The organism is Candidatus Atelocyanobacterium thalassa isolate ALOHA (assembly GCF_000025125.1).
Taxonomy (GTDB): domain Bacteria; phylum Cyanobacteriota; class Cyanobacteriia; order Cyanobacteriales; family Microcystaceae; genus Atelocyanobacterium; species Atelocyanobacterium thalassae.
The window spans coordinates 501,357-516,712 of sequence record NC_013771.1 but is presented as its reverse complement, the minus strand read 5'-3'; the positions used below and the strand labels follow the sequence as shown (position 1 = coordinate 516,712).

Genomic DNA, 15,356 nt, shown 5'->3' with positions numbered 1-15,356 from the left:
AAGATAAATAATATTTTATGACACTAATGTAAGCATTCGGATTATTGTTTAAAAAAACTAATCTTTTGTATAAATTAAGATATTACTTAAAATATATTTATTCTTAGCTATATATCTTTATAGAATATTGTATGAAGAATAATTTGTAATAGTTAACATATTAAATCAATAATATTAATTAATATTCGAATCAAGTTGGCAATAATATAAATTAAAAAATTTCAACTTAAAGCTGAGTTGAAATCTAATCTGCTAATATATATATATGAACTAGTATATTACGAAAAAGCAATGCTAATCTTACCAGGAACAACTGTAAAAATTATTAATTCTGACGATATCTACTATTGTTTTGAAGGCTTAGTACAAAGAGTTAGTGATGGAAAAGCTGCTGTTTTATTTGAAGGAGGAAATTGGAGTAAATTAGTTACTTTTCCTTTATCTGAAATTGAGGCAATTATTCCTAAAACTAAAGTGAAAGAGAAAAAGTAGTCATATAGTTTAGATATATCAGAATTTAAGTTTATAAGAAATCTTACCAACACTCATTATATTTTTTAGAACTGAGTAAAGATTTTGCATAAAAACAGAATTTCTGAAATTATAGTTTGACAAACTTCAGATATATGTTTTTTAGATTACTATAATCTTAAATCTAATATAAAAAACTTTTTAATAAGATCATAAAATAAAAAAGCTTATTAAGTACATCATAACTATTGTTGTTTAGGTTATGGCTTTTTCTCGAACCTAACCTAGCAATTTAACATCAAAATGATTGAATCAGATTATATTGCAGAAGTAATAGAAACATCAACGACACAATTCTTTGCTCAATGTTTAGAAACTAAAGATTTAAGTTTTCCTATAATGCCTCCGTTTGGAAGTTTGGTAAAGTCTTTAGATGAAGAGTCAGGAAATACAATTTTAGCCGTTGTTACTTATGCAACTACTACTTCTATAGATTCTGTACATCATACTAGAGCATTAGGATTATCTTTAGCAGAATTGCGAGAACAGCAGCCACAAATTTTTGCTATGCTTAAAACAGAATTTAAAGCAACAATTGTTGGTTTTAAAAATTCTTTCATGACCCAAGATGATTCAGAAGTGTATCATCAATATTTACCACCTCGTCCTCCTCAAATTCATCAAGCAGTTTATAGATGTCAAGAGAAGGAGATTATTAATTTTAGTAAAAAATTTGATTTTTTAAGAATTCTATTACAAGTTAAAGAAGCTCCAGTAGATGCTTTAATTATAGCCTCCATAAGAAATATATATCTACTAAAAAAGTCTGACAAAAATTGGTTAGTTCATATTGGTAGAGCCCTAGGCATCTTATTAAAGGATGATTATGATCGTTTGCATTATATTCTTAATCAGGTAATTACTTAATTTTTTGTCTAGCTAAAATCTTATTTTTTTGATAAAAACCTCAAATTTATAGCTAGTATAGAACTTTAACAAAAGTAAATTTCCTTTTTATTATAAGTTTCTGTAATATGTCTACCTTATAACTTTCTTTATAATAGTAAAAGTATGAGAGTCAAAGAATTAAATCAAGAGAGACTTTTAGATGCTCCTAAGACTTCATTAGATAATCTTAGTAAGATTATGAATGACTGTAGTAGGATAAAAACTGCACCTCATTTATTTCAATCACATACTATTGATATTAAGCAGGCACGTATAGAAGCACAAGGAAAATGGGTTAGTTCAATTTCTGCTTTAGAGACATTACTTTTATCTTATTTAGAAACAACTGTAGTTAGCAAAGAAAATTATCAAGGATTAATCTTATCAGCTCCAACCCCAATTCTGTGTCATCCTGCCCTTATAAAAATTTTACATACTGGTATTTTTACTTTACAAACTAATACACTTAATTTATGGAAGCAATTTAAACTTCCTGCAGATATAAATTGCTCTAACCAGATTCATCATAATATTTCAAGAGTAATGGAGTTACCAATACTTCCACAAGATCCTCTTGCATCTGAGCAATTTTGTTTAATATTAACTTCTCATTTTTCTTTAATGATAGTCTTAGGAGAGAATTCTCTAGGCTTTCCTACATTTCAATTCACATTTAATCCAGAAATCAATTATAGAGGATGGCTAAGATTACGTTTTGGTCTCAATACATTAAGCTATTCTCAATTATTTGAACTAGATCAATTAGTTCAAAGATTTATGCCTATCTTTCCTCGTTACCAAATTATTGAAGAATTTAGTCGTTTACTACTCCATAATTTTACTTCCGTATCAACAATAATTTATAAAAAAAATTCGTACAATAAGGACTCAGATGTAGTAAGCGAAAATAATCATTTACCTAAAGACATTTCTCTTAATGTTGCAAATGTTGAAAAAGCAAATGATCTAGATTTACTTCGAGCACTAAGTCATGAAGTTCTTACACCTCTAACAAGTATTCGAACAATGACAAGATTATTGCTTAAATACCAAGATTTAGAACCAAAAATAACTCAATTATTAGAAAATATAGATCAAGAATGTAGCGAACAAATTAATAGAATGGAATTAATTTTCCGAGCTACTGAATTAAAAAGTAAAAAATACCAGAATTCTTCTGTTGAATTAGTTAAAACTTCTTTGGAGAGTTTGTTGAATAGATGTATTCCTCGATGGAAAAAACAGGCACAACGTCGAAATATAGATCTTGATATAGGATTGCCTAAAACATTGCCTCAAGTAGTTAGTGATCCTCAAATGCTAGATAAAGTTTTAACATCTTTAATTGAAAAATGTACTCGAAGCCTTTCTGGTCAAGGCTTGATAAGGATTCAGGTTAGTACTGCTGGACATCAATTGAAGTTACAATTTCAAACAGAATCTTATGGACGACACAACCCTCTCGAATCTCTAGGACAAGTACTAATGTTACAGCCTGAGACAGGTAGCGTTAGCTTAAATTTGGATGTGACAAAAAATCTTTTTCATCGTTTAGGTGGTAAATTAATTATCCGTCAACGTTCAAGAAGAGAAGAGACCTTTACTATTTTTTTCCCGCTAACATAAAAGCTAAAAAATGATAGTTTTTTATACTATTAATTAAATATACAAGTAAAAAGTTAGTTTTTCAATATATAAATAATAGATTTATAACAACAAAAATCATTAAGAAATAGGTGTAATCTTTTTTATATATTTTTAATGTTTTAACAATTTATTTAATTATTGATTATATTTTCTTCAATAAAGTTAGTATATGTTTCTCCTGCTAGAAACGCTGGCACTTCTATTACTTTTTTATGAAAGTCAATTGTGGTTGGTACTCCAGTAATAGCACATTCTTTTAATGCTCTTTTCATTCTTCTAATAGCAGTTAGACGATCTGGTCCCCAAACGATCAATTTTCCGATTAAAGAATCATAATATGGAGGAACTTCATAATCAGTATAGATATGAGAGTCCATTCTAACCCCTGGCCCTCCAGGAGGAAGATATCCGCTTATCTTACCAGGATGAGGACGAAAATTTAAGTTCGGATCTTCAGCATTAATACGGCATTCTATCGAATGACCTTTTAATACAATATCGCTCTGCTTCAGTTTTAACTTTTCTCCCTGAGCAATAGAAATTTGCTCCGTAATCAAGTCTAATCCTGTAATCATTTCTGTTATCGGATGTTCTACTTGAATACGGGTATTCATTTCCATAAAATAAAAATTGCTTTGACTATCTACTAAAAACTCAATAGTACCAGCTCCAACATAATTTATAGATTTTGCAGCTTTAATAGCTGCATCTCCCATCTTCTTCCTAAGTTGGAGAGTTAAAAAAGGACTAGGAGCTTCTTCCAACAGTTTTTGATGTCGACGTTGAATGGAACAATCTCTTTCTCCTAAATGAATAACGTTTCCATAGCTATCTGCTAGAATTTGAAACTCAATATGGCGTGGATTTTCAATAAATTTTTCTAGATAAACGCTGGGATTGCCAAAAAATGCTTCTGCCTCTCTTTGTGCTATTTGAAATAGTCTAGGAAATTCACTTTCTTCTCTTACCAAACGCATTCCTTTTCCACCACCGCCTGCTGTAGCTTTGATAATTACAGGATAACCGATATCGCGAGCAATACTTAGCGCATTTTCTTTACTCTCTAACAATCCCCAGCTTCCAGGTATAGTTGGAACCCCAGCTTTCTGCATTGTTTTTTTTGCAGTTGATTTATCTCCCATAGCGTCAATAACTTCAGGAGAAGGACCAATAAATACTATTTTATGATCAGCACAGATTTCTGCAAATCTCGCATTTTCAGATAAAAATCCATAACCAGGATGAATAGCTGTGGCATTGTGAATTAAGGCAGCTGAAATAATATTAGGAATATTTAAATAACTTTTACTACTTGAAGGTGGACCAATACAAATACTTTCATCAGCTAATTGAACATGAAGTGATTGATTGTCTATTGTAGAATGAACAGCTACTGTTTTAATACCAAGTTCTTCACAGCTATGTAAAATTCGTAAAGCTATTTCCCCGCGGTTGGCAATTAATATTTTGGAAAATTGCATAATTTTACTCGTATCTTGGATAGAAGTATATGATAAGAATTTAGTTATGCTTTATCAGTGTCAGTTAAAGCTAAAACTAGAACAAGTTATCTTAACAATTAAATCTATCAAGGTAATCAATATCATTTATATGATTATAAGTTAAATCATTCTAGCTTAATTTATGATTTTTGGTAAACAATCATTACTATTATTTTCTATTACAGAATAATTGATTTAATACTTTGCAAATAATTTTACATGACTTTTATATTTTAAGATCGCTTAATTAATAGCTCAATACCTTTGTAGGTTGAAAATATTAAATCAAGATTCGAATAACTAGTAGAAATTACTCTTGTTCTAATCTTGATAAATACTTTCACAATTATTCTATGCTTAATAATTCAATATTAAAAATCAATACAGAATTAGGAGGAATAACATTTCCTGCTCCTCTTGATCCATATCCTAAATTAGATGGGATAATTAATTTTCTTTGACTTCCAACCTTCATAGAAGAGACTCCTTCATCCCAACCTTTAATTACCTGTCCAACACCTATTTTAAAAGAGAAAGGTTGTTTACGATCGTAAGAGCTATCAAATTTTTTACCATTTTCAAGAGTACCCACATAGTGAACAGAGACAAATTGTCCAGCCTTAGGTTCAACTCCTTCCCCCTCTCTAATATCAATATATTGCAATCCTGAAGTAGTGGTAATAGTTTTTTCTAAGTTCATATTTTTCAGCCACCTATTAACAATATTAAATACATTATAAATATATATGTTGTTTTGAAAAGTTATTAAACTAATAAATCCTTGAATTATTAAGGTTAATTTTATTGAAAATAAAAATTAATTATAGATATATGACTTACATACAACAAAACTATTAATAATAGTTTTGTTGTATGTAGCTATTATTAATAGTTTAATTCTTTTTAACGCCATGATTTATTTTCTAAATCTCTAATTTGATGTTCTAATCTATCAATCCTTCCTCTTAATTCATCTATCTCTGCCTGCCTTGGAACACCTAAATCTCTTAGGATATTCCTAATCTCTCTTTCCATATTTATTTCAAAATTATTTTGTCCAACTTTTATTTGACCTAAAAGTTCATCAACAAAACTTTGAGCCTGATCAGGGTTGATTTTACCTTCTTTCACCCATTCTTCGCTGGCTTCTTTTAATTTTTCAGCAGCCATTGAAGTCGTACCAATACCCATAAGCACCAGTTGTCTTATCCAATCATTATTCTCTGTGCCAATTTTGTCTCCATTCATAATATTAATCCAATAAAATGACTTTAGTCTTACTTCTAAATTTACAATAAGAAACGTTTCTAATTAGAGGAACCCATCATAAAAAGTTATAAATTCATTAATCACAATAAGCATAATTACTAATTCATTAAAAAAATAAACTTTTAAAACCTTATTGAGATATTAATATTACGTCTTATTTACGTGATATTATCATCGCTTTATGCCCAAATTTAATATTCTTGGATATTCATGATAAAAATTTACTTGATTTTAATCATAATATATTTATGGAAGCTTAACTATTAGTAATAACTACATATTCCCTTTTTTTAATATTGTAAGGTCTATTTTCTTATATCTCTAGCTTATGTTTGATCTTTAAAACTCTAGAAAATATTTTTATACATAAAAAATTATAAATATTATTGCAACAGGGAAAAAAATTTGCTATTATTATCAATGCCACACAAATAAATCTTATGCCGGGATAGCTCAGTTGGTAGAGCAGTGGACTGAAAATCCTCGTGTCGGCGGTTCAAGCCCGCCTCCTGGCATAAAAAAATAAGTTAAAGTGTCTTTTTCTTAAGTCAAAGATGCTTTAACTTATTTAGTTTTAACCATAGAATATATTTGTAATTACAAATATATTCTATGGTTAAGTACATTTAGTAGTTCTTAATATTAGAATTGTCAGATAATTTTAATATTACTTATTCATTAAGAACACCTAATTTAATAACCTTATCTTTTAATTCGTTGAGTGGTACTTCTACAATTTCTCCACTTAATGATTCTAGAGATGTCAGCATAGCTCTTAGATTAGGGCTACTTTCTCCGGAATTTATGTATAATTTTTCTGAAATATTGCCTAAACGTTTCCAAGCCATGTAAAACTTTACTGCTATTTGCTCCAGATGAGAAGCTTGCTTAACCAAATCCAATGTAGTATTCAGACATTCTAATCTTATTGATTCTTCTAATACCATCTCCATATTGAGAACAACTTCTGCATTTTTTAAAGTTTGCAGTTGTTCAGTAACATTTAAATACTGAATCAAGGTCTTTGAATCTGCAGTTAATAGTTTAATATTATCTATTTCAGAGTTTTTAAAAATTTCTTTTTGAATAGTCTTTAAGTGAAAATCAGGTAAATTTTCCATCGCTTGAACTAGCGGCGCTACATGATGAGACATTAATACTCCCTGCTCAATTTTTTCTTTAATTGTATTGGGCAACAAATCAGAACTCATAGCATTCCATTCATCTGATAGTTGTTTAACTTCTCTGCAAGTAATATGGTCACCATTGTTTGCCGCTTCACTAATTATTTTTTGTACTTCTGTTTTTGACTTCGCTGTTTCTATAAAAGCACGCTTACTAAAATTATTAATGGAATCAATAGATAGATCTCCTTCCTCAAGAAGTTTATCAGCACTTTCTGCCAACTGAATTAATCTATAAGCTTGATTTTTTGAAATCTCGCGTTCTTTCAACCAATGTATAAATCCTATTTTTACATTGTCACCTTGTTTTTTTTCGCGATCACGAGCTGCTCTTAAAATTCTGCCTCGCCAAATATCTGTTTGTAAATCAAAATGATCACAAACTTCCCACACCATGTTCAATTGTTTTTGAAAATCTATTTCTTCAATTCCAATATCTTCTGGATTAGGTAACTTAAAATTGAAAACATCAGAATTGCTAATAGCATTACGAATATCATTAGAAGAAAAAGGATCAAATTTCATAAGAGTTTATATAGTTTATAAATAATAAAAATATGGCAAAAAGTTTGTAAAAATTAATTATTTTTGTAACAAATTTACATTAAATTAGATAATTAGGACAAAAAGCAAATAAAACATATAAAGTTTATACTCATAAATATTAATTTATATATTTAAGACTTTTCAAAATACTAGAATGTTCTATAGATATCGTGAAATTTTAAAAGACAAAGCAATTACTTTAAAAGATTTGTTTCAATAAAAATACTAAATAGAAGGCAGAATTTAAGAATAAAAATTAAGATAATCAAAGTTTTTTTTAAAACGAATAGATACGATAAAAGTTTTGTAAAGACACTTTTATTATTAATTTATATGTTTTAAGCACTACTATAAAACTAATCATTTTCTTAATTATTATATAATATGAAAAAAAGTACATACCTGGGTTGTAATTTTGTACAAAAATATTTTTTATATTAATTTATATTTTTAGTAAATTCATGTAATCACCTGTAGCTAGCCTATTTTAAAATAAAATTTACTTAAAAGATAAACTTTACTTAATAATCACTATCTGAAACACAAATACCTTTACATTTAACATTATTACTAGTAGTTCTTTTGCAGTGTAAACACACAATATCTTTATTTGATTTTTCTTTAATTGGTTGTTCTCGAAGATTTGTACTAAGAGACTTACGAATAATAGATTTTGAAATAGACATAATAAACTAGACAAACACTAAATCTAGTATATATTCCTCTATCATGTAAAATTCAAATTATATTCATATCCTATAGACGCTTAGTTTCTATTACATGGCAGAGATAATATAAATATTCAATTAAATACGTCAAGCAGTATAGTCAATACGCCAATATGTATTCACGCTTTAAGATTATTGCTAAAGTGATGTAAAAAACGATTTGCCCAATATTGAACATCATAGGTACTAACAATTTCATACATTTTAGCCATTTTTTCTCTTTGTTCTTCTTCAGGCATGCCTAAAGCCTCGTCAATAGCTTGATCCATTAATTCAGATGAATAAGGATTTACTAAAATCGCTTGAGGTAATTCAATAGCTGCTCCGACAAATTCTGATAATATCAGTACACCGTTAACCCCTTCATGGGCGATAATATATTCTTTCGCAACAAGATTTAGTCCATCTCTTAGAGGTGTTGTCCAGCAGATATCAGCAGCTTTGTAATAACAAAATAAATCTAATAGAGAAACAGGTTCAGTAAATAATGTAACTGGTGTCCAACTTGAGCTAGAGTAATTACCATTAATTGCACCTACCAATTGCTCGATTTGATTTTGTGCTTCTTTATATATCCTAATTTCAGTAGCTGCTCGTACACAGGTAAGTACAAATTTAATTTTTCCATGTAATTCAGGACGACGTTTTAATAAACGATCAAAAGCTTCTAGCTTTTGAGTATTTCCTTTAACATAATCAACTCGTCCAGCTGCGATGATTGTTTTGCAGCCATGAAAACTTTCTTTAATTTTTCTGAATCTTTTTACTGCATATTCAGAGTACAAAACCTGTAAAATATCTTTTGGATTAGTTCCTACTGGAAATGCATCAATTTTAATAATTTGGTTATTACACTTTATTTTAGTTGTAAATTCTCGTTGTGCTAAAGCAGTCCCCATGGAAGTTAGGTGTTTTGGAACTTGTTTCTTTTCTACAATATCAATAGAACGTAAACTTTGAATGGTATTAATAAAGTTTTCAGAATAGCGGGGAATATGAAAGCCTACTAAATCACAGCTAAGTAAACTGTCTATAATTGACTCTCTCCAAGGAAGAATATTAAAAATATCTGCAGGAGGAAAAGGTGTATGATGAAAAAAAGCAATACGAATATTTGGCTTTTTTTGTCTTATGAAATAGGGGACTAGCCATAGATTATAGTCATGTATCCAAATTAAGGTGTCATCTCTTGCATATTTACAAGCAGCTTCAGCAAAAAGGCAATTGATCTCTACAAAATTACTCCAATTTGAAGATTTGCTAGTAAAGTGATAGGGGAAAGAGTGAAGTATAGGCCAAAAAGCCTCTTTCGAGGTTATATAATAAAAGCTTTTTACTTGTTCAGGACTCAAAGGTATACGAAAGACATGATAATTTTCATCATTTTCCACACTTACTTTTTCACTAAAATCACTTCTCTGCTTTTCTGAGACTTGCTTCCAGGCTATCCAAGTTCCTTGAAAATTATTAGCAAAAAAACTTTTTAAGGTTGGAATAATGCCATTAGGACTCTTATGAGGAATATACCTTATAGTACCGTTTTCAATCACTTCATCATGAGGTTCACGATGATATAAAATGATAAGTGAAGATTTCATAAACCTAGGCTTTATTAGTTTAATATTTAGTTTATTTTTTTTGTTTCTTCTTTAGAAGAAAAATTGTAATTAGTGATCTGTTAAAGAATCTAGTTGTTATTTTGAAATATCACTTACATGAGAATCTTGAAGTTATTTTCTAAAACCAATCTTAACAATATTTCGTTATCTATAAAAAAATTATTTTGGTCCTTTAAATTTTTTTTATAAATATAGTACATGACACTTAATGAACTTCTACTAGACACTAAGCAGAAGTTGTTACCCAAAAAAATTAATTTACAAATTAAAACTGCTAATCTTTTATCTAATCTTTCATAACCAAATTAATTATACTCTTTCTTATAAATTCAACATATAAAGTATTTAAAGGTAAGAGTATAATCTTCAATAAAATGTTTTAAGAGGATAAATTAAGATCAAAAATCTTTATATAAATATTTGGTTTCCTTAAAAGTACCTTATACATTGTCAACAATTTCTGCCATAATTTAATATGGGCTAGTAAATTACTAAAAGTCTTTAATTTATTTATATGAAGATTTTGGTAACTTTATCTTTCTAAAAGGTATGTTCATCACTATATTTTCTTATAGCGTACTACCTAAAGCGTTATTGAGATTAATCTCTCAATCTACAAATTAACCTAGATCATCTAAAAAATGTTATGACACAAGTATCTGGTTCATCAGATGTCCCCGATATGGGACGTCGCCAATTTATGAACTTACTCACTTTTGGAACAATTACAGGAGTAGCTGCTGGCGCACTATATCCTGTAGTTAAATACTTTGTTCCTCCTTCTAGTGGAGGGAGTGGTGGTGGTATTGTTGCTAAAGATGCTTTAGGAAATGATATCGTTGCTACTGAATTTATTTCCAGCCATAAAGTAGGTGACCGTGTTTTAAGCCAGGGTTTAAAAGGTGATCCTACGTATCTTGTTATTGAAGGAGATAACACGATTTCAAGTTATGGTATTAATGCTGTTTGTACCCATTTAGGTTGTGTTGTTCCTTGGAATGCTGGCGAAGATAAATTTATTTGTCCTTGTCACGGCTCTCAGTACGATGCCAGAGGTAAAGTAGTTCGTGGTCCTGCTCCTCTTTCACTAGCATTAGCTCACGTTAATGTGGACGAAGATGATAAAGTCATGTTCTCTAACTGGGCAGAAACTGATTTTCGTACTGACAAATCTCCATGGTGGACTTAAATTTAAGTTTCCATTTTACTGTTTAAGAATTATATAATTTGACTGAGCAATGAGAATATCCGATTTTTCGGCAATTTGGTCTACAGGTAAGCAAACTTTACTAAAGTCATTTTTATTAGGAGTGACGACAATTGTTTTGCTGATTTGTAATTGTTTTGTTTTTACTCAAACTGCAACTGCTTATCCCTTTTGGGCCCAAGAAACTGCTCCAGAGACTCCTAGAGAAGCTACAGGAAAAATTGTCTGTGCTAACTGCCATCTAGGACAAAAACCTGCTGAAGTAGAAATCCCACATTCCGTTTTACCTGACACAGTTTTTAAAGCTGTTGTTAAAATTCCTTATGATCTAAATTCACAACAGATACTTGGGGATGGTTCTAAAGGAGGACTTAATGTAGGAGCTGTTTTAATGTTACCAGAAGGTTTTAAAATTGCTCCTCCTGAACGAATCTCTGAAGAACTTAAAGAAGAAATGGGTAGTGTCTTCTTTCAAAGCTATCGTGAAGATCAAGAAAATGTTGTTCTTGTAGGTCCTCTGCCTGGAGAAGAATATCAGGAAATTATTTTTCCAGTATTATCTCCTAGTCCTGCTGTTGATAAAAATATCCATTTCGGCAAGTATCAAGTTCATCTAGGTGCTAATCGTGGTCGTGGACAAGTATATCCAACTGGACAATTAAGTAACAATAATGTTTTCAAAGCTTCACAAGCAGGAAATATTACTCAAATTATCGATCAAGAAGATGGTGGACATAACGTAACTATTGCTACTTCTGACGGCAACATTGAGGAAAAAATACCTGCAGGGCCTGAACTAATTGTTTCCGAAGGAAATGAAGTTGAAGCTGGACAACCTCTAACTAACAATCCAAATGTAGGTGGCTTTGGACAAAAAGATACGGAAGTTGTTTTACAAAATCCAGATCGTATAAAAGGTCTAATGCTTTTCCTAGCTGGAATAATGTTAGTACAAATTCTCTTAGTTATTAAGAAGAAGCAAGTAGAACGAGTTCAAGCAGCTGATATGAACTTTTAAAATTGTTTAAAAACAAGTTAATTAGTTTTTAAAAACAGACAGATTAAGATCTGTCTGTTTTTATTGAAAATAGTAAGAATAAACAAATAAGTATTCGATTAAAATTTGCAGAAAAATTTTAATATTGAAACTGTCGGAGACAAAAATTAACAGAGCTGAATAATTTTTCTAGGATTTAATTAAATCTGGATTCATCAAAATTCTTCAAATTCTAAGTTAGCAAAAATGAAAGCATCAAAGGCGAAAGCTAAAAGTGCTGGTACAGGGCTTTTAATCCAATAACTTAGAAAAACAGATACTAGTGAAATTGTAATAGCTGAAAATAACCAAAGTTTTTCTTCAGAACAAAATCCATTATTGTTTTTGATCGACTGTAACACATTAAAAGGTATGGGTTCTGGCATCACTGCACTAGGGGGAAAAGCCCAATAGCTAGTTTGACTTTCTCTTGTTAAATCAGTCCAACCATTTTGCTCACACCAGTCTTCGATCCATTCTTCTTTAAAATGTTTCATATTAATTCTTAAAAATATAGTAATTATATTTATTGTCCATTACGATATCATATTTTTATAAAAAATAGATTATAAAAAACGTCTTTTTACAAGGATTGATTATTAACATATTGCTGACTTTACATTCTTAGAATTTTATTTAAGACGCTATTAAATAATTACTCAAAATATTTTTACAAATTAGCGTAATTTCATATCCTTAAATAAAGATAATATAAATTATTTTACATTAAGAACTATATATTTAGTATTCGCCAGAAAAAGCGTTTTTATCTTAGCTTAATCGATATTTGATTACTGTTAAAAAAGATTTTGCTTATATTCACACTGTAATATCAATATTACTTATGTAGGTGTTCACTACTATTATTTATAAAAGATAGATGTTTTGTACCATAAAATCAATTTTATGGTATAAAGATATTACAGAATACTATTGAAATATTCTTAAATTAATAAACTAAAAGTTGTTACTATAGATTATTAATTTTGCGTTAGATACTTACTTAAAATAAAGCTTTATTTCCCGTTTAATGTTCTTTTAGAAACGATTGTTTAATAATATCAATTCAAATATTGAGACTAAATCCACCTCGTTATCGAAAAAAATAAATTTGAGAAAAAAGAACACAGTCCAATCTCGTATTTTCTTTACAAAAGAAAGAAAAATTGATTTACATGATTTAGAAGAACTTTGCGATTCTGTAGGATGGAGCCGTCGTCCTCTTCGAAAGATCCAAAGAGCGCTAAAAAACAGTTTCATAATAGTTTCTGCATGGGAAATTAGAAAAAACCAGCGACGTCTAATTGGATTTGCTCGCGCAACTTCAGATCATGCATTTAATGCAACTATTTGGGATGTAGTTATTCATCCTAGATTTCAAAGTCAAGGATTAGGCAAAGGAATGATAAGCTATATGATCAGACATTTAAAAAATGAAGATATTAGTAATATTACACTTTTTGCGGATCCTCAAGTAGTTGATTTTTACTGTCGTTTAGGATTCGTAATTGAACCAGAAGGAATAAAAGGAATGTTTTGGTACCCTAATTAAGAAAAATTAGTTATAATACAAAAGGTGATACTACGGGATGTAGCGCAGCTTGGTAGCGCGCCTGCTTTGGGAGCAGGATGTCACAGGTTCGAATCCTGTCATCCCGATACAAAAAAGTAATATTTAATTTCCAGAAATAACATGTATGTAACATAATAAAAAGCGTACTGCACAATTATTAGTAGTTAGATATTGTCTGCTCATACTTAATAATCAACATAACTAATTTATCTAATTTTTATTCAATACTAAATTCATACCATGTAAATAATTCTATAAAATGAAATATTCAATAAAATCATTACATGCTTATAAGTCATTGTTATGGAGTAGTACCGTAGGAATATTATCCACATTGATAGTTATTTCTCCTAGTTTAGGCTTCGATATCCCTGAGGACAATCCCAAAGCTGTAATAGACGAAATTTGGCAAATTGTGAACAATGAGTTTGTAGATTTAGAATTTAACCGAATTAACTGGAAAGAGAAAAGACAAGAATTGTTGTCTCAAAAATATAAAAACTCTAAACAAGCATACAAAATTATTAGTGAAGCTTTAAAAAAGTTAGGAGATCCATATACTCGATTTTTACCTCCTCAAGAGTTCTCTATGCTTACCAGCCAGACATCAGGAGAGCTTTCAGGAATTGGTATTAGATTGGCAATTGACAGAAGAACTAGTGAGTTATACGTAGTAGAAACAATTAGAAGCTCTCCTGCCATGGAAGCAGGACTTAAACGTGGTGATCGTCTAATTCGTATTAATGGTCAACCAACTGCATTAATGACTCTAGAACAAGCCCAAGAAGCTATCTTTGGAAAGCTAGGAACTGAAGTTAACTTACAATTATCACGTCGTGACAAAGGAATTTTCCAAGTTACTCTTAAACGTACTCAAATACAAATTGCTTCTGTAAGTTATCATCTCCAAGAAGAAAGGCTTCATAGCATAGGATATATTAAGCTTGATGAATTTAGTTCGCATGCAACTGAGCAAATGAAACAAGCAATTGATGAGCTTAGAAAACAAGAAGTTTCTGGATTTATTTTAGATTTGAGAGGAAATCCTGGTGGTTTACTGTTTTCGAGTGTCAACATTGCTCGTCTCTGGCTTGAAAAAGGAAAAATTGTCAGTACAATTGATCGTAAAGGAGGCAATCAAAATTTTTCAGCCAACGGTACATCTTTAACAAGTTTACCTTTAGTTGTTTTAGTTAATAAATGGTCTGCAAGTGCTAGTGAAATATTAGCTGGTGCTTTAAAAGAAAATAATCGTGCTACTGTAATTGGCACCACAACCTATGGGAAAGGGACTGTACAATCAGTTCATTCATTATCTGATGGTTCAGGCTTGGCAGTTACTATTGCTCGTTACTATCCACCTAGTGGTAAAGACATTAACTATAAAGGAATTACTCCAAATATTTATTTGGATTTAACTGTGCAAGAACAAGTTCGTCTAAAAAATGATCCAACTTTAGTAGGAACTAAAGCAGATCCTCAGTATATTAAAGCTCTTTCTGTCTTGCGAGAACATATTATCCCCATATCAAAAGATTTTATTTTACTAAATACTTCAAGTATTTAGTAAAAAATCCATTAAGACAACTTAAAATGTAGAAAGTTTTTAATAAAAGAATAAGAATA

At 30.0% G+C, this 15,356-nt stretch carries 13 protein-coding genes, 2 tRNA genes and 1 pseudogene; 9 read left to right on the top strand and 7 right to left on the bottom strand.

Going from position 1 to position 15,356, the window contains the following annotated elements:
- The first annotated feature begins 291 nt into the window (after nucleotides 1–291).
- From UCYN_RS02185 to UCYN_RS02175, 3 genes are all read left to right on the top strand, one after another.
- Nucleotides 292–492, top strand: a complete 201-nt coding sequence (locus tag UCYN_RS02185) for an NAD(P)H dehydrogenase subunit NdhS (RefSeq protein ID WP_012953866.1) — start codon at nucleotides 292–294, stop codon at nucleotides 490–492.
- Between the two features lie 282 nt (nucleotides 493–774).
- Nucleotides 775–1,398, top strand: a complete 624-nt coding sequence (locus UCYN_RS02180) for an HAS-barrel domain-containing protein (protein WP_012953865.1) — start codon at nucleotides 775–777, stop codon at nucleotides 1,396–1,398.
- 144 nt (nucleotides 1,399–1,542) lie between these two features.
- Nucleotides 1,543–3,045, top strand: coding sequence for a sensor histidine kinase (locus UCYN_RS02175; RefSeq protein ID WP_012953864.1), 1,503 nt, complete (start codon nucleotides 1,543–1,545; stop codon nucleotides 3,043–3,045).
- Between the two features lie 152 nt (nucleotides 3,046–3,197).
- Here the strand turns inward: UCYN_RS02175 and accC are convergent, their stop codons facing one another.
- The 3 genes and pseudogenes from accC to UCYN_RS02160 form a co-directional block, all read right to left on the bottom strand.
- Nucleotides 3,198–4,547: an acetyl-CoA carboxylase biotin carboxylase subunit gene (accC, locus tag UCYN_RS02170; protein ID WP_012953863.1), complete on the bottom strand. Its 1,350-nt coding sequence runs from the start codon at nucleotides 4,545–4,547 to the stop codon at nucleotides 3,198–3,200.
- A 367-nt stretch (nucleotides 4,548–4,914) separates the two neighbouring features.
- Nucleotides 4,915–5,247, bottom strand: a pseudogene (locus UCYN_RS02165) (FKBP-type peptidyl-prolyl cis-trans isomerase); the annotation flags it as partial.
- Nucleotides 5,248–5,471: 224 nt separating this feature from the next.
- Entirely contained in the window at nucleotides 5,472–5,816 is a 345-nt protein-coding gene (locus tag UCYN_RS02160; RefSeq protein ID WP_012953861.1) for a phasin family protein, read from the bottom strand.
- A gap of 463 nt (nucleotides 5,817–6,279) precedes the next feature.
- Here UCYN_RS02160 and UCYN_RS02155 point away from each other — a divergent pair.
- Nucleotides 6,280–6,352, top strand: a tRNA-Phe gene (locus tag UCYN_RS02155).
- 156 nt (nucleotides 6,353–6,508) lie between these two features.
- On the opposite strand, the gene UCYN_RS02150 is transcribed toward UCYN_RS02155, so the two are convergent.
- The 3 genes from UCYN_RS02150 to ggpS all read right to left on the bottom strand — a co-directional run bounded on the left by UCYN_RS02150 (nucleotide 6,509) and on the right by ggpS (nucleotide 9,893).
- Complete coding sequence (locus UCYN_RS02150) at nucleotides 6,509–7,546, bottom strand: hypothetical protein (protein ID WP_012953860.1); 1,038 nt, start codon at nucleotides 7,544–7,546, stop codon at nucleotides 6,509–6,511.
- Between the two features lie 542 nt (nucleotides 7,547–8,088).
- On the bottom strand, nucleotides 8,089–8,253 hold the full coding sequence (locus UCYN_RS06285; protein WP_012953859.1) for a DUF8639 family protein: 165 nt from the start codon (nucleotides 8,251–8,253) through the stop codon (nucleotides 8,089–8,091).
- A gap of 161 nt (nucleotides 8,254–8,414) precedes the next feature.
- A complete protein-coding gene (gene ggpS / locus UCYN_RS02145) occupies nucleotides 8,415–9,893 on the bottom strand; it encodes a glucosylglycerol-phosphate synthase (RefSeq protein ID WP_012953858.1) in 1,479 nt (492 codons plus the stop codon).
- Nucleotides 9,894–10,560: 667 nt separating this feature from the next.
- On the opposite strand from ggpS, the gene petC reads away from it, so the two are divergent.
- The gene (petC, locus tag UCYN_RS02140) at nucleotides 10,561–11,103 is read left to right on the top strand and encodes a cytochrome b6-f complex iron-sulfur subunit (protein WP_012953857.1); all 543 of its coding nucleotides are present in this window, start codon (nucleotides 10,561–10,563) and stop codon (nucleotides 11,101–11,103) included.
- A 49-nt stretch (nucleotides 11,104–11,152) separates the two neighbouring features.
- The gene (petA, locus tag UCYN_RS02135) at nucleotides 11,153–12,139 is read left to right on the top strand and encodes a cytochrome f (protein WP_012953856.1); all 987 of its coding nucleotides are present in this window, start codon (nucleotides 11,153–11,155) and stop codon (nucleotides 12,137–12,139) included.
- A gap of 194 nt (nucleotides 12,140–12,333) precedes the next feature.
- Here the strand turns inward: petA and UCYN_RS02130 are convergent, their stop codons facing one another.
- Nucleotides 12,334–12,654 carry a slr1957 family protein gene (locus UCYN_RS02130; protein WP_012953855.1) on the bottom strand — a complete coding sequence of 107 codons (321 nt, stop codon included), beginning with the start codon at nucleotides 12,652–12,654 and terminating at the stop codon, nucleotides 12,334–12,336.
- Between the two features lie 614 nt (nucleotides 12,655–13,268).
- On the opposite strand from UCYN_RS02130, the gene UCYN_RS02125 reads away from it, so the two are divergent.
- From UCYN_RS02125 to ctpB, 3 genes are all read left to right on the top strand, one after another.
- Nucleotides 13,269–13,709, top strand: coding sequence for a GNAT family N-acetyltransferase (locus UCYN_RS02125; protein WP_012953854.1), 441 nt, complete (start codon nucleotides 13,269–13,271; stop codon nucleotides 13,707–13,709).
- Between the two features lie 33 nt (nucleotides 13,710–13,742).
- A tRNA-Pro gene (locus tag UCYN_RS02120) sits at nucleotides 13,743–13,816 on the top strand.
- A gap of 173 nt (nucleotides 13,817–13,989) precedes the next feature.
- On the top strand, nucleotides 13,990–15,297 hold the full coding sequence (gene ctpB / locus UCYN_RS02115) for a carboxyl-terminal processing protease CtpB (RefSeq protein WP_012953853.1): 1,308 nt from the start codon (nucleotides 13,990–13,992) through the stop codon (nucleotides 15,295–15,297).
- The last annotated feature ends 59 nt before the right edge of the window (nucleotides 15,298–15,356 follow it).

Bases quoted from the DNA above. Each gene is read 5' to 3' on its own strand.
- UCYN_RS02160 (WP_012953861.1), bottom strand. From the start codon at position 5,816: ATGAATGGAGACAAAATTGGCACAGAGAATAATGATTGGATAAGACAA.
- UCYN_RS02175 (WP_012953864.1), top strand. From the start codon at position 1,543: ATGAGAGTCAAAGAATTAAATCAAGAGAGACTTTTAGATGCTCCTAAG.
- petC (WP_012953857.1), top strand. From the start codon at position 10,561: ATGACACAAGTATCTGGTTCATCAGATGTCCCCGATATGGGACGTCGC.
- petA (WP_012953856.1), top strand. From the start codon at position 11,153: ATGAGAATATCCGATTTTTCGGCAATTTGGTCTACAGGTAAGCAAACT.
- UCYN_RS06285 (WP_012953859.1), bottom strand. From the start codon at position 8,253: ATGTCTATTTCAAAATCTATTATTCGTAAGTCTCTTAGTACAAATCTT.
- UCYN_RS02130 (WP_012953855.1), bottom strand. From the start codon at position 12,654: ATGAAACATTTTAAAGAAGAATGGATCGAAGACTGGTGTGAGCAAAAT.
- ggpS (WP_012953858.1), bottom strand. From the start codon at position 9,893: ATGAAATCTTCACTTATCATTTTATATCATCGTGAACCTCATGATGAA.
- ctpB (WP_012953853.1), top strand. From the start codon at position 13,990: ATGAAATATTCAATAAAATCATTACATGCTTATAAGTCATTGTTATGG.
- UCYN_RS02180 (WP_012953865.1), top strand. From the start codon at position 775: ATGATTGAATCAGATTATATTGCAGAAGTAATAGAAACATCAACGACA.
- accC (WP_012953863.1), bottom strand. From the start codon at position 4,547: ATGCAATTTTCCAAAATATTAATTGCCAACCGCGGGGAAATAGCTTTA.
- UCYN_RS02185 (WP_012953866.1), top strand. From the start codon at position 292: ATGCTAATCTTACCAGGAACAACTGTAAAAATTATTAATTCTGACGAT.
- UCYN_RS02150 (WP_012953860.1), bottom strand. From the start codon at position 7,546: ATGAAATTTGATCCTTTTTCTTCTAATGATATTCGTAATGCTATTAGC.